The following is a 24,475-nucleotide window of genomic DNA, read 5'->3' as shown; positions in this document are numbered from 1 at the left end:
TAGAAAAAAGGAAACTAAACTTAATGACAATTTTTATAAAAACTAAAATAGTGGCAACAATTGGTCCCAGCTCCGAAAGTGATGAAAAAATAGCCGATCTTATAAAATCAGGAGCAAGGATTTTCAGGATAAATTCCTCTCACGGAACACCGGAAATTCACAGAGCAAGAATAGAAAAAATCAGACGAATTTCAAAAGAGTTGAAAGAATACATTGCAATTATTCTTGACCTTCAAGGACCAAAAATAAGGATTGGAACACTGTCAGAACCTGTAGATCTGAAAAATGACGAAGAAATTATTTTAAAACCCGGCGTGGAAAGTAATGAACCAGATGTTATTCCTGTGGATTATGCAGGGATAATACAAGACGTTAAAAAAGAAGACCACCTTCTTTTAGATGACGGAAAATTAGAACTGGTTGTAAAGGAAATATATTCTGACAGCATAAAAACAAGAGTTCTTAGAGGCGGATTGTTAAAATCCAGAAAAGGATTAAATATACCTAATTCCGCATCTAAAAGTGTTTCTGCGATCACAGACAGAGACGTAGAATATATAAAATTTGCTGTTGAAAACGATGTTGATTATCTTGCCCTTTCCTTTGTACGTGATAAAGAAGATATAATCGCTGCTAAGGCTTATGTAAAGCAATTTAACGGGAATATACCTATCATTGCCAAAATTGAAAAACCGCAGGCAGTAGAGAATTTAGCTTCTATTATTTATGTTTCGGATGGTGTAATGGTAGCCAGAGGCGACCTTGGGATTGAAATTTCTCCTGAACTTGTTCCACTAGTCCAAAAATCAATCATACATGAAGCCAATCTCCATAGAAAACCTGTAATAACTGCAACTCAAATGCTTGAATCAATGATTGAACAACCTCTTCCTACAAGAGCAGAAGCAAGTGACGTTGCAAATGCGATTATAGACGGGACTGATGCTGTTATGCTTTCAGGAGAAACTGCTGTAGGGCAGTATGCGACAGAAGCCGTCGAAATGATGGTGAAAATTTCTCAAAATGTCGAAGCAAGTAATTTGGGGCATTTTAACAAAGTTCCTAAAATCAGCGATGATGTGTATGAACTTGATTCTCAAGCAATTGTTTCTGCTGTTATTAAAATGATTCCTGAGGTTGAAATTAGTGCAATCGTTGCACTTACAAGAACGGGCTATACCGCAAAGCTTTTGTCAAAGTCAAAACCAACGGTTCCTATAATTTCAATTTCTGATGATGAACAAATTTGTAGGAGATTAAATCTTTTCTGGGGTGTTTATCCCTATAAGATGAATCTTCAGCCAAATTTTACCGAAGAAATGCTTAAAGAAATTGATTCAATATTGATAGAAGAAACCTTTCTCGATTCAGGAGATAAAGTAATTATTACAGGAGGTCTTCCCTGTATAACCGCAGGAAAAACAAATTTTCTGAGAATTCATCAGCTCGGATCTATAGGAATTATTAATTAAATATTAAAGTTTCAATAAACTCGAAAATTTTTGTTACTTGTTTTACCAAAAAGGGAATATATGTATAATAAATGTTAGAGATAATAAAGGTTGGAAGAAAATGGATTTTTTAAAGAGATGGTACGATCAGGATCCCGTAATATGTCTTGCCATGGACTATTTGGAAAAATCGAGTCCGTTTATGAGAAAAAAAGTTGCACAAGCTATTATCAATAAAGCAAAATCATTAAACATTGAAGTTAAAGAAGTGCCTGTTGTATTATTCCGTAGGTGGTATGATGAAGACAGTGGATTAAGTATAGCGATGGAGTATTTTAGGGTGGCTGAGCCTATGTTACAGAGAGCAATAGCTGAATTTATAATAAATAAGTATAAAAAAGATTTAGAAACCGATTAACAGCTCATAATTATATATGGGCTGTTGCTTTATTTAAACTGCCTGTATACTCTTCTACCGTGAAATTCAACTTTTCTCCAAGCGTTAATATAGTGGCAATAAACCTTTTATCCTCTGCAAGATCTTTGGAATTCTTTAAATCTTCTATAAGCTGAGGGATTTTGGCATAAATATTGCTGAAATAAAAATTTTGAGCTTCTGAAAAATTGAGTTTCAAATCAAGTTTATCAATCATATTTAATACTTTTATAAGCGATTCGAATTCTTTAATTTTATTACTTTCAGCAAGCATCTCAACTTTATTTGTGACATATTCGCTGTATATTTCTTTAGTCGGTTTTGTATCAAGCTGTATGCCTATCCTGCTTGCATCTTTGCTTATATCTACCAAAGATTGAAGCAGGTCAATACTTTCAATATCATCAGCATCCAGAATAAGCGAGTTAAAGGAATTGCTTAAAGCATATTCAGCTGCAATTTTAAATTCTTCAGGAATCTGAAGGTCGAGCTCGCTGAGCTGCATAATAGGACCTCTGGCTTCATCGTAGAGATTTTTATAGGTGCTTGCAAACTCTTCAAGTTTATCTTCAATAAGAATATTAATAATTTTTCGACGTTCTTCTATAAACAGGTTTTTAAGAGTAAAATATTCTTTGCCAAAGTACTCATCAAGCCCCCTAATAACTTCAGTAAGAGGCAGAGTATTGTATTTTTCAATCAGGTTGTCTTTAATCTTGTTGTATTCAAGTTTTCCTGCAAAACCTCTGATTACACAATGAAAATCTTCTCCGCCAAAATGCAGCAGGGCAAAAATCATGTCGTGCTGTTCAAACGTAACATTCGAATTTATTTCAATTCTGCCTATTATAAGCCTTGTATCTCCTTTTTTTGCTTTCTTATAATCAAGAGTTTTTATGTTATAACAGTAAACTTCGGCTTCTTTCTCGTATTCTTCAAACAGAGAGCTTATTGCCCAGTGGCTTACTACCTGTTTAACGCTAACTATCGAAGGTTTTACAAACTTCATGTAAATATCTTTTCCTGAACCGAATTTTTTAATATTGCTGCAAGCTTCTGAAAGAATCTGAAGAAATTTTGTTTCAAGGTCGATTTCCTGAAATTCTTCTGCAATTTGCATTGCCCTTGCGGCATATTTAAGAATTTGTACGGTTTCAATTCCTGAAATATCGGCAAAAAACCATCCGCAGCTTGTGTACATAAGCATTGCATATCTTTGCATTTCTAAAAGTTTCATTACGCTCACCATTTCGCTTTGGTTAAGCTTTTTAGAGGCTTCATGCGCGCAGAAAAGTTCGATTGTTGATTTATTTCTGTCAAGGATTACGTCTATATAGCGATTTCTTGCTTTCCACGGGTCTTTTAAATATTTGGCGGCATTTTTTTCATAAATTACCATTAATTCATCTCTTAACCAATCAAGAGCTTTTCTTAGAGGTTTTCTCCATTTTTGATTCCAGCCGGAATCTGCACCTGTAGAGCAACCGCAGTCTTCCATCCATCTACCGACGCCATGGCTGCAACTCCATGAGGAAACAGGTTTTATTTCGACTTCCATTACAGGGGGATATTTCTCAAGAAACTCGCTGTAGTTGGTTAAAATTAAGCCTGACTGTTCAATTTTTTTCTTAAGAGCGTAGGACAAAGCCATATTCCCCAGCATTGTATGATGACCGTAGCTTTCGCCGTCTGTTGCTATATTTACAAGCTGGTCATAGTTTCTTGCATAAGAAACTCCGTCTTTCATTCGTCCTATAAAAGCATCTCCGTTTGTTAAGAGATTATCAAAAGCTACAGACTTGGAAACAGAACCATCATAGAAAAACAAATCAACATGCCTGTCAGTTCCGTCCTTCAAAAAACACCTGTATGCTTGACCGGGGTCTACATTTCCCCAGCTTACGTCTGTCCATGAGTTTCCGTCGCCTTTTATTGGTTTTACCCTTTGCGATTGAAAAGGAGAGAGAACTGTATATTTTATGTCGCAATCTGCCAGTACTTTTAATGTATCGTAATCAATAGCAGTTTCCGCGAGCCAAATTCCTTCAGGGAAGCGACCGAATCTATGCTGAAAATCTTTAATCCCCCATATCATCTGCGTATATTTATCTCTTTCGTTAGAAAGCGGCATAATCATATGGTTATAAACTTGCGCAATGGCATTTCCGTGTCCCGAATGTTTTTTTGCGCTGTTTTGATCGGCTTTTATTATTCTTTCATAGGTTTTTGGTGCATTGACTTCGAGCCATGACAAAAGAGTCGCACCAAAATTAAAATTTATCAGCTCATAGTTGTTGACTATGTCAATAACCTGATTTTTAGAGTTGACTATTCTGGAAACCGAATTTGGAGTGTAGCATTCCTGTGCGATTCTGGCATTCCAATCGTGAAAAGGAAGCGCACTGTCCTGAAGTTCTATTGATTCCAGCCAGGGATTTTCTCTCGGCGGTTGGTAAAAATGCCCGTGAATAGTTAAAAAATGTTTTTTATCTGACATAAATAAATCTCGTTATTAATCGTCTGTTTATCTGAGCCGTATTCTTTTATTTTTATATGCTATAGACAGTAATTTTATAATTATAAAACTATTTTACATTTGATTACAAAGAAAATCAAAAAATCTTTTCCGCAAGAAGAAAATCTTTAATCTTAATTGATAGATAGCCGTGAATACTGCAAATAATAATTTTAAACAGGCAAAATTATTGACCAATCAGAATTTCTTGTGGTTTCAGGCTGTTATTAATTTCAGCTCTGCCTGAATTTATTGCTTCCTCCAGCGTTTTATAATTTTTTACAACTGAATTTTCAGTAATTAAGTTTGATTTTTTGAAAAATCTTAAAGGCTGTTTTTGCAATCCGACAAAGGCAACATGTTTTTTATTATCCTGCAAGTCCTTGATCGTATTTTTTAATGAAATAAAACCCGAAATGTCCATGCTTGGCACTGTATCCATTATAAAAATCACATAATTTACGTCTTTTATGAAACTATCCACTATATTTATAACTTTATCTGCCGAACCGAAAAATAAAGGACCATTAATTTTATAAATAAATACATCTTTAGGAATATCTAATGATGAGGAATGAATATTATTTATTTCAATCATTTTTCCGCTGGAGACTTCTGACATTCTTCTTATAAACATTAAGCAGGCTAAAATAAGCCCGATAGTAACGCCAATTACCATATCAAACAGTACTGTAATGCTGAAGCAGCTGAACAGAACGATTATATCGCTTTTAGTCCCTACTTTTATAATTCGTAAAACTCTTCTGATTTCAGCCATATCATAAGCAACCAACATTAATAATGCGGCAAGAGAGGCCATAGGGATATTTGAAATAATTGGAGCAAAACACAAAACAGAAACAAGCGTAAACAGGGAATGAATTATACAGGCTATAGGCGACTTAGCACCAAATTTAATATTTACGGCAGTTCTTGCAATTGCGCCTGTAGCGGGAATCCCTCCGAATAAAGCGCAACAAATATTACCAAAGCCAAGTGCTGTTATTTCTGCGTTTGGATCATGTCTGGTATTTGTCATTCCATCTGCCACAACAGCAGACAAAAGTGTCTCCGTAACGGCAAGTATTGCGATAGTAAATGCCGGCATAATCAGGTCTTTAAACATTTCAATATTGGTAAAATATTGTGTGATATGACTCTGTATAAAAATTTTGCCTATATTAAATTCAGGTAAAACTTGCGGAATTCCATGTATTACATTTCCTTTTATTTTGGTAGAAAAAGTATTTAATATAGTCGCCACATGTAAATCAGGAACAAAGTGATTTAATAAATACACTATAAGCGTCATAATCGGTAATATAACAACAGGTGCAGGGAATTTTATCCGACTTTTTCTCCATAGAATTAAACCTGTTAAAGTAAATAAACCGATAAGGCTTTCTGCTAAAGAAAAACTATGAATATGAGCTATATAAGAAGCGACTCTTTCTGTAAAATGAATAGGAATTGAATTAATTTTTAATCCTAAAAAATCTTTTATTTGGATAGTAAAAATAATAAACCCGATACCTGAAGTAAAGCCAATAGTTACAGGGTAGGGAATATATTGAATAACCTTGCCAAAATGGGAAAAACCCATTATAAGCAGTATTATTCCCGCAATAAAACCGCACAATGCCAGACCAACATATCCTTTGGTTTGAACTATCGGTAACAATACTGCAATAAAAGCAGCAGTAGGCCCGCTTACCTGAAATCTTGAACCGCCTAAAAGTGCAATTACAAATCCTGCAATTATTACAGTGTACAATCCGTACTGGGGAGACAGTCCTACAGCAATAGATAAGGACATACCCAATGGCATAGCAATTAAAGCAACTATTATTCCGGCTATAACATCTGATCTAAAGTCTTTTAATGAGTAGCCTTCATTAAATTTATCTCTTAGGGCTGAAAATGGCAAATAAGAGGAAAACATTTAGTTTTGTCCTTTCTGAAATTTAACATGTTTTATAGAGCTTTATAAAAGCTACATAACTATTATTTGAGTTGTTTTTTTTGTATAGAAATTGAAATAGCCAATTGAGGTTGAACAATTCCTTTAATAGAGTAATTTTTCTTTGAAATAATTGCCTCTTCAGCACTAATTTTAGCACTAAAAAAAATTCAAAATTTATTAAATTAAAATATATAATCTTAAATTTATTTTCTTTCTGTTATGAATATAAGAATAGTTGATAAAAAAATTCATTAAGTTAGAATATACTCAATAATAAAGGATTTTTAAAAAAATGAATGAAAATAAAAATATTTTTGGCGTGATACTGGCAGGAGGCAGCGGAAGCAGACTCTGGCCTCTCAGTAGAGAAGTTTATCCAAAACAGTTACTGAAATTAATCGGAGAAAATTCGCTTTTTCAATCAACTTTTTTGAGGCTTATTGATGTAATTCCTGCAAAAAATATAATTACTGTAACAAATAATCTTCACCTGAGTGAAATAAAAAACCAACTCGAAGAGATTGATAATAATGAATGTAAAATATTGGGAGAACCGGTAGGAAGAAATACCGCGCCTGCAATAGGTTTGGCGACTTTGTTTATCAGGAACAGCGAAACAGAAAATTCTGATCCTATAATATTTGTAACTCCTTCAGATCATTTTATTCAAAATAACGAAGCCTTTTTAAATGCTGTAAGATCAGGAATTGAACTTGCCAAAAACGGTTATATCGTAACTTTCGGAATAAAACCGACCAGACCGGAAACAGGTTACGGCTACATAAAAACAAATAATGACTTAAAATTATCTTGCCAGTCTTTTGAACTTGCCGACAATGAAAATTTATCAGGTTATAAAGTCGATGAATTCAAGGAAAAACCTGATTTTGAAACGGCAGAAAAATATATTGAAGCGGGAAATTATTTTTGGAACAGCGGAATATTTATGTTCAAAGCTTCAACAATGCTTAAAGAAATGGAAATTAATGCTCCTGACGTGCTTGCAGGGCTGAATAAACTTGATTTGACAGGTGATTTTATTGAAAAAGAAAGTTATCAGGCAATTCCATCAATATCAATAGATTATGCAGTTATGGAAAAATCCGATAAAATTGCGCTTATCTCGGTTGACTGCGGTTGGAATGATCTTGGATCGTGGGAAGCGATTTATGATGTTATGGAAAAAGATACCAACAAAAACTTCATAAAAGGGAATGTAATAGCCGTAAACACAGAGGATTCTTATATTTATAGTACCTCCAGGCTTGTTTCTGCAATAGGGGTAAAAAACTTAGTTATAATAGAAACAGAAGACGCCGTTCTGGTTTGTGATAAATCAAGAACCCAAGATGTTAAAACCGTTTTTGATAAATTAGAAACAGGTTTTAAATAGAACATCCATCCTCATTACAGAGAAGAATACAGCCTTCAGGGGTATATTCCGCAACACAATTTTTACCGCTATCCTTTGCAAAATAAAGTGCTTTGTCTGCAAACCCGATAATATCGCTTCGATCTTCCGTATCAAAAGGGAACGAGGCAAGACCTATGCTGATTGTAGGAGAAACTTCGTGCTTGTCTTTTGTTCTTATAAGAATATTTGAGATTTTTTTTCTAAGACGTTCAGCGATTTTTTTTGAATTTTCTTTATGAGTTTCCGGTAAAATAACAGCAAATTCTTCTCCACCGTAGCGGCTTGGCATATCCATTTTTCTTAAGGTACTTAAGATAACACCAGCGATTTGTTTAAGTGTTTCATCGCCTATTTGGTGTCCATAGGTATCGTTTATAGCTTTAAAATTATCTATATCCATCATTAAAAGAGTCATATTATGTTTATATCTTTGAGATCTTCTCAGTTCATTATCGAGAATATACTCAAAGTGTCTTCTGGTGTATAGCTTGGTCAAGCTGTCAGTAATTGCAAGTTTATAAAGTTGTGCATTACTTATTGCAATAGCTGCCTGATTTGCCAGAGCACCCATAAAATCAAGGTCATCTTGATTAAATAAGTTTTTATCTTTTTTGTTAGAGATGTTTATAACTCCTATTGCTTCATCTTTTACTATTAATGGCAAGCAAAGGAGTGAAGTGACGTTAGAAAGGTCTGATTGAAAGAATCTTGGGTCATCGGAGCCAAGATTAGTAATTATAGCCTTTTTGTGAGCAAAAGCTTCTCCTGCAATCCCTTCTCCTATTTTGATTTTTGTGCATTCGATAAGACCTTCATTTATTTTGTCTTCAATTTCTCTATCAGGAAGACCATAAACAACCTTTATGATAAGTTCTTCTGTTTCTGAATCATAAAGCATTAAAGAACCTTTTTCTGCACCGATTGTTTGAATTGCTTTTGCGAGGATGATTTGAATTAATTTCTTTAAATCATCTATAAAATTCAGTGCCTGACCGATATTATAAAGAATCGATATGTTGTGAAGAGTTTTTTGGAGGTAAACCAAGTTGGACTCTTTTTCTTTAATGTTTTGAAATTTGTTTATTATAGGAGCAATATACTGAATTATTTTGTTTAGAAAAATAATTTCGCTGTTAGTAAAAGGTTCTCCTGATTTTTTAGAGCCGAGAGAAATTATGGCAAGAATTTTTCCTTCATTAACAAAAGGCAACCACACGCAGGAACCAAGATTAAAGAGATTATATGACTCAAAGAACTGAAAATAAATATTTTTTCCTTCTTCATTTAATATTTTTATAGGTTTGCCGGTTTCGATTATGTGCCAAATCCCTTCACCGAGATTTTCAAACTCATAAGAATTTGGTGAAATTATATTTTCGTAAGAAATAATACTATATTTGTTCTCATCCAATATAAAAAACGCAGCATTTTTTATATCAAAATTCAATTTAAGAAAATTCAAAAGTTGTTCAGCAAGCGCGTTAATACTGGAAACAGAATTTGTTATATTTGAAATTTCAAAAAGTTTATTTAACTGAATTAATTCTTCTTGCAATTCAGTTACTTTATTAATTATTAAATCGTCTTGTCTATTGAAACCGGTCAATTAAATTTCTCACTTACCATAAGTTGTACTAAATTAAATTCTTTAGTATCCAAAAATACTTCTACACATTTAAAATTATATAATAATTTTGAATTTATGCAAAAATAGCTTTTAAAATTAATCTTTTTGTACCAGTTTTAATCAAAAGCCTACCCTTGATTTTTTATTATTATTACAGTATTTTTGTCGCAATCTTTACCCTCTTCAAGCGTATGATTCTTTGAAAGACCTTTGCTTATTACCTGAATGTTTTTTAGATTTGTTTCAATAAGTTTTATTTCGAATTTTGTACTGTCATTCAACTTTGTTATTTTTATTTCTCTAAAAGCATTCGGGTACTCAACAAGTGAAGGCGTGTTAATATGAAGAACATTTTTTCGCTGTGTGATTTTTGTAGCGTGATAATGTCCGCTTAATACTGCAATAACATTACTGTATTTATCAATAATGTTAAGATATTCATCTGCATTGCGAACTTTGTGAGTAATACTTTTATAGGGTTCAACAACAGGAAAATGTTGAACAATTATTACTTTTTTATCAGGGTTATTTTTGAGCTGAATATTTAGCCAATGAAGTTCTTTGTCTGGGAAATAACCGTTAGCGGTAATCTCGTTGTCAATTACACCGTCCATAAAAAGAATTAAGAAGTTTTTGTTCGGGCTGTAGGAGTAATAAAGGGAATCTCTGCTTAAACAATGTGAGCCTTTATCAAATAAACAAGTTATTTCAGCTTTTGAAACTCCGCCTAATATGCCTACATCGTGATTTCCAACTGCATAATACCATGGAATCCTCAAACCGTTTGTGATATTTAAAAAATTCAAAAACTCGTTTTTCCTTGAATGATTGACAATATCTCCTGAAAAAATAACTAATTTTGCTTCAGGCAAATTATTAACCTGAGATATTGCATCTTTAAGCAAATCAGCGGAATATTCCAGCATTCTTTTGGATCCGCCTTTTGCGTTGCTGTCAAGATGTACGTCACTTATTTGTACCAAATCCAGCGTAATTTCGTTAAATTTAAATAAATCAAGCGGATGTGCTGCAACAACAGTAATAAAAAGAAAAAATAATACAAAACAAAAGGTTGATTTTGTAAGGGTTTTATTTATTTTTAACATGTGAATCTTTCTGTATTTTTTACTTATTACAATTATAATCTTAACAAAAGAAACACTTGATAACCAATTTTTATGAAAGTAAAATTGATTATATAATAAAGACAGAAATTGGAGAGGTGCCAGAGTTCGGTCGATTGGCGTCGCCTCGAAAGCGAATGGGCGTCCGCGCCACAAGGGTTCGAATCCCTTCCTCTCCTTTTTTATTTTTTGTCATTGGAAAAACTAAGAAGCTGTATTGTTAAAATCAAAACCGCCTTGTCAAGCAAGCTGTTTATTATTTTCCAATTTGTCATTCAGCTGGCTTTAGCCCGAAGAATGACATAGTTTTTTAAATAATTAACAGGGAAAACCCCGAAAAATGAAAATAGCACTAAGCCAAATAAATACAAAAGTCGGTGATTTGCAAAGAAACACCGACTTAATAATAAAAAATATCAAGAGGGCAAAAGAAAAAGGAATTGACCTTATAGTTTTTCCCGAACTTGCAATCACGGGCTATCCCCCTAAAGACCTGCTTGATTTCGAGTGTTTTATAAATGATAACCTGAAATGCCTTGATAAAATAAGGGATGCCTCCGAAGATATAGCAGTAATTTGCGGTTATGTTGATATAAACGTAAATGCTACAGGCAAAAAATGCCACAATGCGGCAGCTTTCATAAATAATAAAGAAATCGCAGCAAAATATTATAAGCGTTTACTGCCTTTTTATGATGTTTTTGACGAGACAAGATATTTTGAACCGGGACAGAAAGAACTTGTTGTGGATTTTAAAGGCAAAAAACTCGGAATTACAATCTGTGAAGACTTATGGAATGATAAAGATTACTGGAAAAGGCAATTATATCAAGTAGATCCAGCAGAAAAACTTGTAAAAAATAGAATTGACGGAATTATTAATATTTCAGCATCGCCTTATCTTCTTAACAAAGAAAAAGACAGGTTTTCCATAATAAAAAACACCGCAACCAAAAATAATATTCCTATTATTTATGTAAACCAGGTCGGCGGAAATGATGACCTGATTTTTGACGGAGTAAGCTTTGTAATAGATTCAAAAGGTGATATAAAGTCTCTTTGTAAGGATTTTGAGGAAGATTTTTCTGTTTATGACTTTGATTCTAATACAGGGGAAATTCATTATATTTCTCAATCAGAAGAAGAGAGCCTTTTTAATGCTTTATGCATAGGAGTAAAAGATTATTGCGGAAAAATAGGATTTAAAAAAGTTGTTTTAGGTTTATCAGGCGGAATTGATTCCGCTGTTACTGCTGCAATTGCAGTTTGCGCATTGGGAAAAGAAAATGTTACTGGAATAACCATGCCAAGTATTTATTCCAGTGAAGGAAGTATAAGTGATTCCGATAAACTCGCTCAAAACCTTGACATAGAATTTTTAAATATACCTATTATCAGTATGTTCGACTCGTATATAGAGGCTATTCATGAAGAACACGGCAAAATAGTGGATTTGGCAGAAGAAAATCTTCAGGCAAGAATAAGAGCAAATATATTGATGATGCATTCAAACAGATATGGTCATTTGCTTTTGACTACAGGAAATAAATCAGAGTTATCTGTCGGTTATTGCACACTTTATGGAGACATGTGCGGAGGGTTAGCTGTTATATCTGATGTTCCAAAGATTATGGTTTATAGATTAGCAAGATATATAAACAGATTTACTGAAATTATTCCTGAGGATACAATTACAAAACCGCCTTCCGCAGAACTAAGACCGGATCAAAAAGATATGGATAGCCTTCCTCCTTATGAAATACTTGATGATATCTTAAAAATGTTTGTGGAAGAGAATAAATCTATTAAAGAAATGTCGAAAAAGTATCCTAAAGCGCTTGTTAAGGAGATCATAAAAAAAATTAATAACTGCGAGTACAAGAGAAGACAAGCAGCGCTGGGACTTAAAGTCACTACAAAAGCTTTTGGTGTAGGCAGAAGATTTCCGATTGTTCAAGGCTACGATTTTTCAGGAAATTAACAGCTGTTAAGATAAAAAGCAGATGGTTTGAACTATTAAAGATATCTTAAAATTTTTTAAAAACTTTTTCAAAAAGGAAAACAACCGCAAATACATTAGTTTTATTCATATATTGTAAACATTAGAAGTGTTTTAAAGGTGTGTATGTTATACTGCATCTGTACTTAGTATGTATACTTAAGCTTTATTGTGTATTTGTAGAATGTAAAAGTTGCATGAGTTTATATGACCTTTGAAAATAAAATGTTGGATTCTAAAAATATTGATAACATAAGCATTACGGCTTTTAGAATCCTGTCTATTTTGAATAGTCTTTTGAAAGAGCCGTTAAGTGATGATGATATCAACAAAGAATTGCAGGAACATATTGACGGTTCGAGAAATTTATCAAAGGATACAATATGCATTTATATAAACACTTTAAGGTCTATAGGGTGTGAAATTTCTAGACCCTCAAAGAATACAGGCTATAAATATGTCTTAAAAACCCATCCCTTTAAGTTAAATATCTCCAATGACGAAATTAACACTATTGTTGAAATAAGAAAGTACATATCAACTTTAGGAAATTGGAAATTAGCTGTAGAAATTGACGATTTATTTAAGCAAATAGTGGATATTATTAATGCTGAGAGTAAAAAAAACTTCCTGGCAATAAAAAAATCGATTCTATGCCGTGAAGTCAACATAGAAAATATATTACCCGAATTAAACTTGATTGAAAAATATTGTATTCAAAATACAGGTATAATGGTAATTTATGATTCTCCAAATTCCGGAGAAAAGGAGATTTATTTAAACGCAGAAAAATTAACTCTTGAAAACGGCTCATTTTATTTATGGGGGTACAATTATGAATTAAATGAGACGCTCTACCTTCGTTTAGACAGAATAAAAAATATCAAAGTTGTGGAGATTAAAGGAAAAAATAAAAACAGCAAAGACTTTGAAGCAAAGTATAAGCTTACCGGGGATTCTATATTTACATTTACTCCTTCTGATGCGGAAAAAATTCTTAAAAAAAATGATACAGAATTGATTATACTGGCAAAAGTCAAAAATAAATTTAAATTTATACAGAATATTTTATCTTATGGATCTGATTGTACAGTCATATCACCGGAAAACATAAGAAAAGAAATAATATTCAGGTTGAAAATGATGGCAGAAATTTATAATAATTTGTGAGGTTATGGAAAAGAAAATAAAAATAAGTGCAACAGCGTATAGAGTTTTGCTTTTATTGCTCCATTTAAATGACGGGCAGGGTAAAGTTGACAATCTCAATATGATTTTTTCTACCGATAAATATACGTCAAGATATTTTTCAAAAGAGGTGATATTAAAGTATATAAGTACTTTAAGGACAGCTAATTATGATATTTCAAAGCCAACAGCAGCAAATAACTACAATTATGAACTTAATAAATCACCGGTATTGATAGAATTAAGTAATGAACAAATAAAAAACCTTGCTGTTATGCTTTATTACGCAGAAAGCCTGCAGCAAAACAAAATAATTGATAATTACAATAGTTTTTTGAAAAAAATTAAAAAATTTATTCCTCCTAATCAAGTTCAGCTTTTAAATAAAGAGATTAAGAAGCAGGGTGAGAATTTGGAGACGGCATTTTTCAAACATGCTCCTTATGGTGAACTTATAAAAAAAATAGAAAAATATTTAATGGAAAAACAAAGAGTTTCCGTTAAGTATAAACGTCACGGTGATTGTGAAAAAAAACAGGTTGTTTTAGAACTTAAAAACATAAAATATGATGAACAAGAAATCTATATAGCCGGCTATAATCCTATAAACGAACAGGCACTTTCGATTAAACTCAGTCAAATTCTTGAAATAAAACAATTACCAACAAAATCGCAATATAGTCAGATGTTATCTCCTGTAACTTTCGAGATTAAAGGACAGCTGGCAAAGATTTACAGGCTCTATGAGGATGAAAAGATTACATCAGTAAACGAAAAATCAACAACAATTACTGTTACTGCTTATGTAGACGACAAAGAAATGTTGATTAAAAGATTATTGAAATATGGTGAAAATTGTGAAGTTGTTTATCCAAAGCATGCCCAAAATGATATGATCAAAATAATTAATCAAACACTTAAAAATTATGAATAAAGTCATCTGAGTAAAAAAATTTAATTTGTCAAAACGCAAAATTTAAAGCAGGAGAGCTTTTTAAAGATAAAAACCATATAAATAGTCCTTGTTTACATTTTTCACTGTTTAATATACTGATAATAGTTAATTTTAGACTTTTTAGAGAATTAATAAGTTTTTTCAAGAAATATAAAATAATGTTAAAATCTTTTTAAGATTATTTTTACTACTTTTGCTATTGTAGTAAAGTAAGAATAGTAATGAACATTTTAAATAGTCTGGTTAGGTATAAATTTTTATTTAAAAGACGCTGGAGGGATCATGAAATCAACTGAAGTAGTTGACGGGGAACAAGAAGTAATTAGTATTACCCCGCCATTTTTGGGTACATTTACCAGTATTTTCAGGAAAAAAAATCCTGATGTACTAATTAATGCAGCTAATAATAATAAGTTAAAAAGGTCATTAACCGCATTTGATTTGACAATATTAGGCATAGGCGGCGTTATAGGCGCAGGAATTTTTGCTCTTTCTGGAACTGCTGCTGCTGGAAGTTCTACTCATATAGGAGCTGGTCCGGCTGTTATAATTTCTCTTATACTTGCAGCTACAGCATGCTGTCTGGCAGCTTTGTGTTATGCAGAATTTGCCGCTATGATACCTGTAGCTGGAAGCGCTTATACTTATACTTATGCAACTTTAGGTGAAATTTCTGCGTGGTTTATAGGTTGGATGCTGATGTTAGAGTACGCAATAGGAAATATAACTGTTGCAAGCAGCTGGTCAGGATACTTGGTTAATCTGTTAAGCGGATTTAAAGGAGTCCTCCCAGATTTTATTACCAGTCCTCCTTTTTGGCTAACTCATCCATACACTATGGCAGTCGAAAAATATCATGAAGCAGGCTTAAATCCTGCGCAATATATACCACACATAGGACCAATCCCTATAAGTATGGACTTGCCGGCTATTTTCATTATTGCAGTTGTTACAGCGTTCTTATATATTGGAATTAAAGAAAGCACCAAAATGGCTTTTTCTATGGTTCTTGTAAAACTTATTGTAATTTGTCTTTTTATAGGAGTCGGTGCATTTTATGTAAAACCTGACAATTGGGTTCCTTTTGCACCTAACGGCTTAAAAGGAATTTTTGTCGGTGCATACCTTTTATTCTTTGCTTATATCGGCTTTGATGCTGTTTCCACCGCTGCAGAAGAAACAAAAAATCCGCAAAGAGATCTACCTATAGGCATTTTGGCTTCTTTAGCAATATGTACTGTTCTTTATATGGCAGTTGCTGCTGTATTAACAGGAATGGTTCCGATGCACTTAATCGATACTCACGCACCTATAGCTGCTGCTATGAAATCAGTAAACCAAAACTGGCTGGCCGGGTTTATCTCAATAGGAGCTATTGCCGGACTTACCTCTGTATTGTTAGTTTTACAGCTTGGCGCTTCAAGAATTCTTTATGCAATGTCAAGAGATAAACTTTTACCGGGTGTGTTTTCCCAAATCCATCCTAAATTTCATACCCCTCATATTAATACAGTTATAGTAGGGGGAATGATAGCAGCATTAAGTCTGATTTTAGATCTTAACGCAGCGGCTGAATTATGCAATATTGGAACGTTTACAGCGTTTTTAATGGTTTGCGTGGGCGTTTTGGTTCTCAGAAAATCTGATCCGGATAGACACAGACCGTTTAGAGTTCCTTTTGCTCCTGTAACTCCAATTTTAGGGGCATTGATCTGCCTGGCGTTAATTATTTTTGGATTACCTTCGTTCAAAACACTTATTCTCTTTGGAGTATGGATTGTTATCGGAATGACAATATACTTCGCGTACGGATTCAAAAAGGTTTCCAAAGAGCATTTAACGGAAGAAGATACAGAAATATTACCTTTAACCTGATTCTGAACATCAAAAACTTTGTTTGAAGACAGTGTCGGTGGTATTTTTCAGTAAATTCCCCGTAGCTAGGGGGAATATGAATCTTATTGGTGAAGAACTCCTTAAAAGAAACTTGTTGGAGTTAAAACGTGATTAATTATTTAAAAGGCATATTGATCTCAAAAGTTGAAGACGGTCCTTTTGGTTGCAATATTACAGTAGAAGTTAATAATATCGGCTATCTTATAACCACCAACAAAAAAGTAGTTTCATTACTTCCTGAAGAAGGAAATATAGTAACTATATACACTTCTTTAATTCATAGAGAAGACAGTATGTCTTTATGTGGCTTTAGTACAAGAGAAGACAAAGATTTATTCAACATATTACAGAGTGTTTCTGGTATTGGAGTAAAGGTTGCTCTTTTACTCTTAGGCGAATTAGGGGCATATAATCTCGTAAGCGCCGTTATAAGTGGAGATGTAAAGGCTCTTTCTAAAACAAAAGGAGTTGGTCCAAAGCTTGCCCAGCGAATAATTCTTGAACTTAAAGAAAAAATGACTAATTGGAGGGAAAAAGTTGTCTTAAAACCCTCTGAAATAAATAAAATTGATGATATTGAAATTAACGAAAGCTATATAGAAGCCGAAACCGTACTTCTTTCTCTTGGCTATACAAAGAAAGAATCTTCTGAAAGCCTGAAAAATATCCTGCCCATCGCTAAAAACAAAGACGATTCAGAAGAACTTTTGAGGCTTTCACTACAATGGCTGGTATCGAAAGAAGGATAAGTTCTTATGTCAGAAGTTAAAACCATAGCAGTAGTGGGATTGGGGTTAATTGGCGGCTCAGTATTAAAAGGGCTTAGAGGTAAAGGGTTTAAATTATCAGGCATTGCACGAAGAAATGAAACGATAGTGCAGGCTCTTGCAGAAAAAATCATTGATGAAGGCTCTATAAATCTTGATTTGGCTTGCAAAGCCGATTTAATTTTTGTTTGTACGCCTATTAATAAAACTATCGAGACAATAAATTATTTAAGTTCAAGGGTAAAACCTGAAACAATAATTACGGATGTTGCCAGCCTTAAAGGAAATATACTTGATTCGGTCAATACAAGTCAAACTCCTGTTAGGTTTATAGGTGGTCATCCTATGGCAGGAACTGAAAATAAAGGGCTTGAATCATCTTTTGAAACGGTTTTTGAAGGCGCAAAGTGGGTTTTAACTCCGTCAAAATGGTCAAATCAACAAGATTTAGCAAATATTAGTTCTGTAATAGAAAAACTGGGTGCCAAAATTGTAATTGCTGATCCTGATCAACACGATAAAGCAGTTGCCCTAATAAGCCATACCCCTTTGTTGTTAAGTCAGGCATTATTTAGAATGGTAGAAAACTATTCCGATAAAGATGTTTCTAAGCTTGCAATGATTCTTGCAGCAAGCGGATTCAGGGATATGACCCGACTTGCTTCTGCAAACCCTGAACTTTCCAAGGACATGCTGATCCAAAATAAAGCAAACGTGCTGGATATTGTCAAGGAATTTAAAAATTGTCTTGAAGAATTAGAAAAAGAACTTGTTGAAAACGAAGATAATTATGAGAAAATTATTGAAAAAATTGCTTTTCAAAGAAAGCAAATGTATTCTTTCGAAGGAAAGAATATCTTATAACACAGTATTATTAGGAAAATATAATGACGAATTCTTTAAAAAAAGGCACTTTGTTTGTAATTTCAGGGCCATCAGGCGTTGGCAAAGGCACTCTTGTAAAAATGCTTCGTGAAAACACACCGGAAATAAAAATTTCAGTATCTGCCACGACCAGAAGTCCTCGCCCGGGTGAAATTAATGGTGTCCATTATTTATTTTTAACGAAGGAAGATTTTAAAAACAAGATAGAAGCAGGAGAATTTCTTGAATGGGCAGAATTTTCAGGGAATTTTTACGGAACAAACAAAAAATTTGTTGAAAAAAAACTTGAAGAAGGTCAGAATATAATTCTTGAAATTGATGTACAGGGCGCATTTCAGGTAAAAAATAAGCTGGAAGATGCTATATTGATATTTATTGAACCGCCATGTTTTGAAGAATTGCAATCAAGGCTTTTTAAAAGAAGAACGGAATCAGATGAAGAAATACAAAAACGCTTATCAATAGTAAAGAGTGAACTGGAGCAAAAAAAGAAATTTAATTATACAGTTGTAAATGATAACCTTGATATAGCTTTTAATAATTTAGAAACTATTATTTTGAAAGAAATTAATAAGGTGAAAAATCAATGACGCTTTCGGGAAAAAAGATTTTATTGGGTATAACAGGCGGTATAGCAGCTTATAAAACCTGTGAATTAATAAGAAAGTTGATAAAGCTTAATGCGGATGTAAAGGCTGTAATAACGCCTGCTGCCAGAGAATTTGTGACAGAAACCACTTTGAAGACTCTCACAAGAAACCCTGTCTATTGCGAACAATTTGATGTTGCCGAATGGAAGCCGGAACATATAAGCCTCGCTGACAGCGCTGATTTGTTTTTAATCGTGCCGGCTTCCGCAAATACTGTTGGCAAAATTGCAAACGGAATATGCGATAATCTTCTCACATCATTGGTTGCAGCTTTTAAAAATCCTGTTGTTGTCGCACCTGCTATGAATTGTAACATGTGGAAAAATTCATTTGTTCAGGAAAATGTCTTAAAGCTTGAAAAAGCAGGATATTATGTTATTACACCTGAAACAGGAGAATTAGCCTGCGGTTATGAAGGGGTCGGAAGGCTTGCGGAAGTTGATAACATTCTGGAAAAAGTTTTAGAAATATTCAGTACAGAAAGCTTTTTGAAGGGTAAGAAGATAATAATTACAGCAGGTGGAACAAAAGAGCCTATTGACCCTGTAAGATACATCGGAAATAAAAGCTCGGGAAAAATGGGAATAGCTTTAGCAGATGCTGCTTATTCTTTTGGGGCAGATGTTACACTTATTTCTACCGTAAAAACCGCAAAACCTTACGAAATTATTTCTATTTCTACTGCTATAGAAATGCTTGAAGCTGTTAAAGATAAATTTATTCACGCGGATGCTTTAATTATGGCTGCTGCTGTGGCTGACTTCAGGGTTAATAATGCGTTTAATCATAAAATAAAAAAAGGCGAATCAGAAAGTATAACCATTGAATTAGTTAAAAATCCCGACATTTTAGTGGAAATTTCAAAAATAAAAAAAGCTAATCAATTACTGGTAGGCTTTTGTGCGGAAAGTCAGGACTTAATCGAAAATGCCAAAAAGAAAATTACTAATAAAAACCTTGATTTTATTGTAGCAAATGATATTTCTAATAAAGAAATAGGCTTTGACAGCGATTATAATGCAGTTACCGTTATAAATAAATCTATGAACGAGATTAAAATTGATAAAACCACTAAAAAAGAACTGGCAAAAATTATTTTAAGGGAAATTTTTAAATAAAAATGGAAAATTTAAAAAAAATAATAAAAAAAATAGAAAATTTTGCCCCGCCAGAGCTTGCAAGTGATTGGGATAATTCGGGATGGCAGATTTATCTTGGCAATAATTCAGTAAAGAAGGTTCTTCTTGCATTAACTTGCACCTTAGATGTCTTAAATCAGGCAATAAAAAACGATTGTGATTTAATAATTTCTCATCATCCTTTACTTTTTGAGAAAGTAAATAAACTTTCCACCGAAAATAGTGCATTTTTGCCTGTAATAAAAGCTATACAGTATAATATTCAGGTTTATTCAGCACATACAAATCTAGATTCCACTAAAGGTGGGATTGCAGATAAACTGGCAGAGCTACTGAGCTTGAAAAATATTACATCTCTTGAGAAAGATCTGGAAGATTATCAACTTGGAAGGATTGGAGAATTACAAGAAGCAAAAGAGCTTGACTTGTTTATAAAAGAGCTCAAAGAAATCCTGCAAATCAGTAAAATTAGGCTTACAAATTATTCCAATAAAACAAAAATTAAAAAAATAGCGGTAGTTCCGGGCGGAGGAGCAAGCTTTGTACCGAAGTTAAAAAACATTGATGTTTTTATAACCGGAGATGTCAAATATCACAATGCTTTGGAGTCAAATGATTTTGTTGTAATCGATGCGGGACATTTTGAAACAGAAAGAATTATTTTGCCTGTTTTAAAAGAAATTTTGGATGAATTTGGTTTAGAAATAATTATTGCAGAAGAAAATTCGCCATGGGAAATTTTATAAATAAAAATTTTGGAACTTTAGTTTGTCAAATGCGTCAGAAAATTTTGAATGCCGTATTTGCCAAAGCCTTTTTAATTTAAAAAGGCTTTTTCTTTTGAGAAGCTTAAAAATTTTTCAGGTAAAATAAAATTATGAAAAAAGTTGCAATTCACACGCTGGGATGTCGGGCAAATCAACTCGAATCTTCAATAATCTCCGATAAATTTACTGCTCTTGGCTGGCAAGTTGTTAAATTCAATGAGCTTGCCGATATCTATGTAATTAATACCTGCACTGTTACGGGCAAAAGTGATAATGAATCTAGATATTACGCAAGAAAAGCCAGAAAAACAAATACGGATGCCAAAATAATTCTTTGCGGCTGCTACACGCAAGTTTCACCGGAAGAAGCTGTTCAGCTTGAAGATGTTGATTTGGTTTTGGGAAACACAGAAAAGCTTGAAATAGCAGAATTAATCACGAATGGCGAAATTTTTGAACAAGAAAATAAAATTTATGTTTCTGATATTATGCAAAAAAACATATTTCAGGATAAAGTGGTTTTTTCGGCTTTAGGTAGAACCAGAGCAAATATTAAATTACAGGACGGGTGCAATTTCAGGTGTTCTTACTGCATAGTACCTTATGCAAGGGGAAAAAGCAGAAGCAACGAGCCGCATAATATAATTAATCAAGTTAATGAAATAACAAAGCAGGGATTTCAGGAATTAGTGCTTTCAGGTATCCATCTGGGGCAGTGGGGCTTGGATTTAAATCCTAAAAAGCAGCTTGCAGATATAATTAAAGAGATTGAAAAGATAGAAAGCTTGAAAAGATTTAGACTAAGCTCAATTGATCCGATGGAATTTACAGAGGAGCTTTTAGATATAATTACAAATTCAGGAAAATTCTGTCGTCATTTGCATATTTCTCTTCAAAGCGGGAACAATGAAATATTAAAAGCGATGAAAAGACGCTACAATGTCGAATATTACAGTGACTTAATAAATAAACTAAATAAAAATATCCCGAATATAGCAATAGGAAGTGATATTATTGTCGGATTCCCCGGAGAAACACATGAGCAGTTTGAAAATACTTATGAAAACCTGAAAAAATTACCTATTAGCTATATTCATGTATTTTCTTATTCGAAAAGAAAAGGGACACCTGCTGGTTTAATGGAAAATCAGGTGCCGGAAAACATAAAAAAAGTGAGAAATAAAAAATTAACAGAAATTGCAAACGCAAAAAATCTGGCATTTAGAGAAAGTTTTATCGCAAAAGAGCTTGAAGTGCTTATTGAGCTGGCAAGAGATAGAGAAACAGGTCTGTTAAAGGGAATGACTGACAATTATATTCCTGTTTTGATTGAAGGATCTGATGAATTTAAAAATAAAATCATTAAAGTCAAAATTACAAGAGTTGAGAAGGATAAAACTTTCGGGGAATTTCTTTAAACAGGCGCTTCTGTTTCCTGTTTTTCTGAATTTACTGTAATTTCTTTTGTTTTATCTGTCTTTTTCCCGATTAAATAAGCGGCAATTAATGCAGTAATAGGAACACAAAGTACTATTCCTATACTTCCTGTTATTGCAGAGGCTATCTCGGCGGCAATCGAATTCAAATTAAGTAATTTTATCAATGGTGCATTTGAGGCCAATAGGACAAGCGAGAATGCGCCTCCTATGTATGCGAGAATCAAAGTGTTGGACATAGCCCCCATGATGTCTTTTCCGACGTTTAAACCCGATCTGAACAAATCTTTTGTTTTAAGTTTGTTATTTAAATTTTTAAATTCATGTATGCTGCTGGCTATCGACATGCCGACATCCATTACTGCACCAAGAGAAGCAATGATCATTCCAGCGGTTAAGAGCCCTGTATAGTCTAAATCAGGCCTGTTTGTCCACAACATTACTGATTCCTGACTCCCAAAGCCGTTTAGCGGAGCGAATTTTATTACCAGAGAAGACATTAAGCCTGCTATTATCACGCTTAAAATAGTACCAATTGATGCAGAAAGGCTTTTTAAATTGACTCCCGATACAATAAACATTGTTGCAAACGTAGAAATTATTGCTATAAGTACTGTTGTTGGTATTATCGGAAAGTTGTTTAAAACAGCCGGAACCAAAACAAAAAATACCAGAGCGGCTGTTACTAAAATGGAAAATATCGATCTTAACCCCTGTATTCCTCCTATTATCAGAAGAAGAAACAAGAATACACCTGTAAGTATCAATAAAACAGGAATTCTTTCCAGATCCGCAATATAAAAATCAACCCCTTTATGCGATTCTTCCACGCTTAAAATAACTCTGTTTCCTGCTTCTATTTTGATATCATAAATAGGGCTTGAAGTAAGCTGGTTTTCGATATTTACAATTTTACCCTTATATTTTCCTTTTAAAACAAGAACTTTGGCAGTTTGAACAATCTGGTCGGTATGAAAAGAATCTTCAAGTTCTTTATTGTTTTTTTCCGAAAGAATTTGCAAAACTTTACCGCTTACATAGCTAACCTTAGTGTCAGGAGGTGTGTTTTGAGTGTCATCCTGTGCTAATACCGGCATGGCTAAGTAAAAAAGGCAGAAACAACTTAAAATTATTTTGTACAGGTTAAACTTGTTAAAATTAAAAAATTTCATCATTAAAAATCCTAAAATAAACCTTTCTGAATGGAAGAAATAGGATACCCAAGATGCCTATACGCCTCTGGAGAAGCTTTTCTTCCTCTCGGTGTTCTTAAAATAAAACCTTCCTGCAACAAATACGGCTCATAAACATCCTCTATGGTTCTTGCGTCTTCGCCAAGAGCAGCAGCAATTGTTTCTATTCCTACAGGACCGCCGTCATATTTTTCTATAAGAAGCTTTAAGAGTTCTCTGTCAGTAAAATCAAGACCAAATTTGTCTACTTTTAGTAGATCCATTGCATCATTAGCAACTTCAGGCGTGATAATGCCGTCAGCTTTGACCTGTGCATAGTCTCTGATTCTTTTCAGCATTCTGTTAGCAATTCTTGGTGTTCCTCTTGAACGAGAAGCAATAGTATATGCTCCATCTTCAGTTATTTTTGCTTTCAAAATCCCTGCTGTTCTTTTTACAATAAGGGTTAATTCGTTTTTTGTATAAAATTCAAGCCTGTGAACAATACCAAATCTGTCTCTCAGTGGACCTGAAAGAGAACCGGCTTTTGTAGTTGCGCCAATAAGTGTAAATTTGGGAACGGGAACTCTTAAAGTTTTTGCTGTATGACCTTTTCCTATAGTTCTGTCAATGGAAAAATCTTCCATTGCAGGATAAAGTATTTCCTCGGCAATTTTGTTAAGCCTGTGAATTTCGTCTATGAAAAGAAATTCATTAGGCTTTAAGCTCATCAGGATGCCTATTAAATCTCTGGGTCTTTCAAGAGCAGGCGCGGAAGTTGTTTTTATCTTTGAATTCATTTCATTAGCAATTACAGCGGATAAAGTTGTTTTTCCAAGCCCCGGAGGACCGTAAAAAAGTAAATGGTCAAGCGGTTCATTTCTTTTTTTAGCAGCTTCAGTACTGATCTTAAGGGTTTCCTTAAGTTGTGTTTGACCTATGTATTCATCAAGAGTTTTAGGTCTTATATTATTCTCAAAATTTTTGTCAAATTCATTTTCAGCCGGCAGTACGGCTTCTCTTGAAGAAATTTTTTTATTATTTACATCAGTCTTTGGGGTGTCTTCGCCTTCTGATATAATAGCCAAATT

General features: G+C 33.5%; 19 protein-coding genes and 1 tRNA gene. 14 read left to right on the top strand and 6 right to left on the bottom strand.

All coding sequences use genetic code 11. From position 1 onward, the window contains the following. The first annotated feature begins 23 nt into the window (after positions 1 to 23). On the top strand, positions 24 to 1,472 hold the full coding sequence (gene pyk / locus WCG23_02595; GenBank protein ID MEI8388754.1) for a pyruvate kinase: 1,449 nt from the start codon (positions 24 to 26) through the stop codon (positions 1,470 to 1,472). Between the two features lie 100 nt (positions 1,473 to 1,572). Continuing rightward, positions 1,573 to 1,869, top strand: coding sequence for a hypothetical protein (locus WCG23_02590; protein ID MEI8388753.1), 297 nt, complete (start codon positions 1,573 to 1,575; stop codon positions 1,867 to 1,869). 10 nt (positions 1,870 to 1,879) lie between these two features. On the opposite strand, the gene WCG23_02585 is transcribed toward WCG23_02590, so the two are convergent. After that, positions 1,880 to 4,384, bottom strand: a complete 2,505-nt coding sequence (locus WCG23_02585; GenBank protein ID MEI8388752.1) for a DUF3536 domain-containing protein — start codon at positions 4,382 to 4,384, stop codon at positions 1,880 to 1,882. Between the two features lie 205 nt (positions 4,385 to 4,589). Continuing rightward, positions 4,590 to 6,344: a SulP family inorganic anion transporter gene (locus WCG23_02580; GenBank protein MEI8388751.1), complete on the bottom strand. Its 1,755-nt coding sequence runs from the start codon at positions 6,342 to 6,344 to the stop codon at positions 4,590 to 4,592. Positions 6,345 to 6,657: 313 nt separating this feature from the next. Between WCG23_02580 and WCG23_02575 the strand changes: the two genes are divergently transcribed. Then, complete coding sequence (locus WCG23_02575) at positions 6,658 to 7,758, top strand: mannose-1-phosphate guanylyltransferase/mannose-6-phosphate isomerase (protein MEI8388750.1); 1,101 nt, start codon at positions 6,658 to 6,660, stop codon at positions 7,756 to 7,758. On the opposite strand, the gene WCG23_02570 is transcribed toward WCG23_02575, so the two are convergent. Continuing rightward, entirely contained in the window at positions 7,751 to 9,385 is a 1,635-nt protein-coding gene (locus WCG23_02570; GenBank protein MEI8388749.1) for a diguanylate cyclase, read from the bottom strand. The genes WCG23_02575 and WCG23_02570 overlap by 8 nt on opposite strands. Before the next feature lie 149 nt (positions 9,386 to 9,534). Beyond that, on the bottom strand, positions 9,535 to 10,512 hold the full coding sequence (locus tag WCG23_02565; GenBank protein ID MEI8388748.1) for a metallophosphoesterase: 978 nt from the start codon (positions 10,510 to 10,512) through the stop codon (positions 9,535 to 9,537). Positions 10,513 to 10,622: 110 nt separating this feature from the next. On the opposite strand from WCG23_02565, the gene WCG23_02560 reads away from it, so the two are divergent. The 11 genes from WCG23_02560 to mtaB all read left to right on the top strand — a co-directional run bounded on the left by WCG23_02560 (position 10,623) and on the right by mtaB (position 22,194). Beyond that, a tRNA-Ser gene (locus tag WCG23_02560) sits at positions 10,623 to 10,709 on the top strand. 161 nt (positions 10,710 to 10,870) lie between these two features. After that, positions 10,871 to 12,511 (top strand): NAD+ synthase, encoded by a 1,641-nt coding sequence (locus tag WCG23_02555; protein ID MEI8388747.1) that lies wholly within the window; start codon positions 10,871 to 10,873, stop codon positions 12,509 to 12,511. A gap of 225 nt (positions 12,512 to 12,736) precedes the next feature. Then, the gene (locus WCG23_02550; protein MEI8388746.1) at positions 12,737 to 13,699 is read left to right on the top strand and encodes a WYL domain-containing protein; all 963 of its coding nucleotides are present in this window, start codon (positions 12,737 to 12,739) and stop codon (positions 13,697 to 13,699) included. 4 nt (positions 13,700 to 13,703) lie between these two features. Continuing rightward, positions 13,704 to 14,651: a WYL domain-containing protein gene (locus WCG23_02545; GenBank protein ID MEI8388745.1), complete on the top strand. Its 948-nt coding sequence runs from the start codon at positions 13,704 to 13,706 to the stop codon at positions 14,649 to 14,651. Positions 14,652 to 14,954: 303 nt separating this feature from the next. Next, entirely contained in the window at positions 14,955 to 16,547 is a 1,593-nt protein-coding gene (locus tag WCG23_02540; GenBank protein MEI8388744.1) for an amino acid permease, read from the top strand. A gap of 128 nt (positions 16,548 to 16,675) precedes the next feature. Then, a complete protein-coding gene (ruvA, locus tag WCG23_02535; protein MEI8388743.1) occupies positions 16,676 to 17,317 on the top strand; it encodes a Holliday junction branch migration protein RuvA in 642 nt (213 codons plus the stop codon). Positions 17,318 to 17,323: 6 nt separating this feature from the next. Next, complete coding sequence (locus tag WCG23_02530) at positions 17,324 to 18,199, top strand: prephenate dehydrogenase/arogenate dehydrogenase family protein (GenBank protein ID MEI8388742.1); 876 nt, start codon at positions 17,324 to 17,326, stop codon at positions 18,197 to 18,199. Between the two features lie 23 nt (positions 18,200 to 18,222). Next, the gene (gene gmk, locus WCG23_02525) at positions 18,223 to 18,810 is read left to right on the top strand and encodes a guanylate kinase (GenBank protein MEI8388741.1); all 588 of its coding nucleotides are present in this window, start codon (positions 18,223 to 18,225) and stop codon (positions 18,808 to 18,810) included. Beyond that, positions 18,807 to 19,988 (top strand): bifunctional phosphopantothenoylcysteine decarboxylase/phosphopantothenate--cysteine ligase CoaBC, encoded by a 1,182-nt coding sequence (coaBC, locus tag WCG23_02520; GenBank protein MEI8388740.1) that lies wholly within the window; start codon positions 18,807 to 18,809, stop codon positions 19,986 to 19,988. The genes gmk and coaBC overlap by 4 nt, the downstream gene beginning before the upstream one ends. A 2-nt stretch (positions 19,989 to 19,990) precedes the next feature. Further along, the gene (locus WCG23_02515) at positions 19,991 to 20,755 is read left to right on the top strand and encodes a Nif3-like dinuclear metal center hexameric protein (GenBank protein ID MEI8388739.1); all 765 of its coding nucleotides are present in this window, start codon (positions 19,991 to 19,993) and stop codon (positions 20,753 to 20,755) included. Between the two features lie 131 nt (positions 20,756 to 20,886). After that, a complete protein-coding gene (gene mtaB, locus WCG23_02510; protein ID MEI8388738.1) occupies positions 20,887 to 22,194 on the top strand; it encodes a tRNA (N(6)-L-threonylcarbamoyladenosine(37)-C(2))-methylthiotransferase MtaB in 1,308 nt (435 codons plus the stop codon). Here the strand turns inward: mtaB and WCG23_02505 are convergent. After that, positions 22,191 to 23,387, bottom strand: coding sequence for a YibE/F family protein (locus tag WCG23_02505; GenBank protein MEI8388737.1), 1,197 nt, complete (start codon positions 23,385 to 23,387; stop codon positions 22,191 to 22,193). The genes mtaB and WCG23_02505 overlap by 4 nt on opposite strands. Positions 23,388 to 23,395: 8 nt before the next feature. Next, positions 23,396 to 24,415 carry a Holliday junction branch migration DNA helicase RuvB gene (gene ruvB / locus WCG23_02500; protein ID MEI8388736.1) on the bottom strand — a complete coding sequence of 340 codons (1,020 nt, stop codon included), beginning with the start codon at positions 24,413 to 24,415 and terminating at the stop codon, positions 23,396 to 23,398. Between the last annotated feature and the right edge of the window lie 60 nt (positions 24,416 to 24,475).

This window comes from bacterium, from assembly GCA_037147175.1.
In the GTDB taxonomy this organism is placed as follows: Bacteria; Cyanobacteriota; Vampirovibrionia; order Gastranaerophilales; family UBA9971; genus UBA9971.
Note: the sequence above shows the minus strand (reverse complement) of the source record. Positions and strands in the feature narration are given on the sequence as shown.

Bases quoted from the DNA above. Each gene is read 5' to 3' on its own strand.
- WCG23_02550 (MEI8388746.1), top strand. From the start codon at position 12,737: ATGACCTTTGAAAATAAAATGTTGGATTCTAAAAATATTGATAACATA.
- WCG23_02575 (MEI8388750.1), top strand. From the start codon at position 6,658: ATGAATGAAAATAAAAATATTTTTGGCGTGATACTGGCAGGAGGCAGC.
- WCG23_02540 (MEI8388744.1), top strand. From the start codon at position 14,955: ATGAAATCAACTGAAGTAGTTGACGGGGAACAAGAAGTAATTAGTATT.
- WCG23_02505 (MEI8388737.1), bottom strand. From the start codon at position 23,387: ATGATGAAATTTTTTAATTTTAACAAGTTTAACCTGTACAAAATAATT.
- WCG23_02565 (MEI8388748.1), bottom strand. From the start codon at position 10,512: ATGTTAAAAATAAATAAAACCCTTACAAAATCAACCTTTTGTTTTGTA.
- WCG23_02555 (MEI8388747.1), top strand. From the start codon at position 10,871: ATGAAAATAGCACTAAGCCAAATAAATACAAAAGTCGGTGATTTGCAA.
- mtaB (MEI8388738.1), top strand. From the start codon at position 20,887: ATGAAAAAAGTTGCAATTCACACGCTGGGATGTCGGGCAAATCAACTC.
- pyk (MEI8388754.1), top strand. From the start codon at position 24: ATGACAATTTTTATAAAAACTAAAATAGTGGCAACAATTGGTCCCAGC.
- WCG23_02530 (MEI8388742.1), top strand. From the start codon at position 17,324: ATGTCAGAAGTTAAAACCATAGCAGTAGTGGGATTGGGGTTAATTGGC.
- WCG23_02585 (MEI8388752.1), bottom strand. From the start codon at position 4,384: ATGTCAGATAAAAAACATTTTTTAACTATTCACGGGCATTTTTACCAA.
- WCG23_02545 (MEI8388745.1), top strand. From the start codon at position 13,704: ATGGAAAAGAAAATAAAAATAAGTGCAACAGCGTATAGAGTTTTGCTT.
- gmk (MEI8388741.1), top strand. From the start codon at position 18,223: ATGACGAATTCTTTAAAAAAAGGCACTTTGTTTGTAATTTCAGGGCCA.
- WCG23_02515 (MEI8388739.1), top strand. From the start codon at position 19,991: ATGGAAAATTTAAAAAAAATAATAAAAAAAATAGAAAATTTTGCCCCG.
- coaBC (MEI8388740.1), top strand. From the start codon at position 18,807: ATGACGCTTTCGGGAAAAAAGATTTTATTGGGTATAACAGGCGGTATA.
- WCG23_02580 (MEI8388751.1), bottom strand. From the start codon at position 6,344: ATGTTTTCCTCTTATTTGCCATTTTCAGCCCTAAGAGATAAATTTAAT.
- WCG23_02590 (MEI8388753.1), top strand. From the start codon at position 1,573: ATGGATTTTTTAAAGAGATGGTACGATCAGGATCCCGTAATATGTCTT.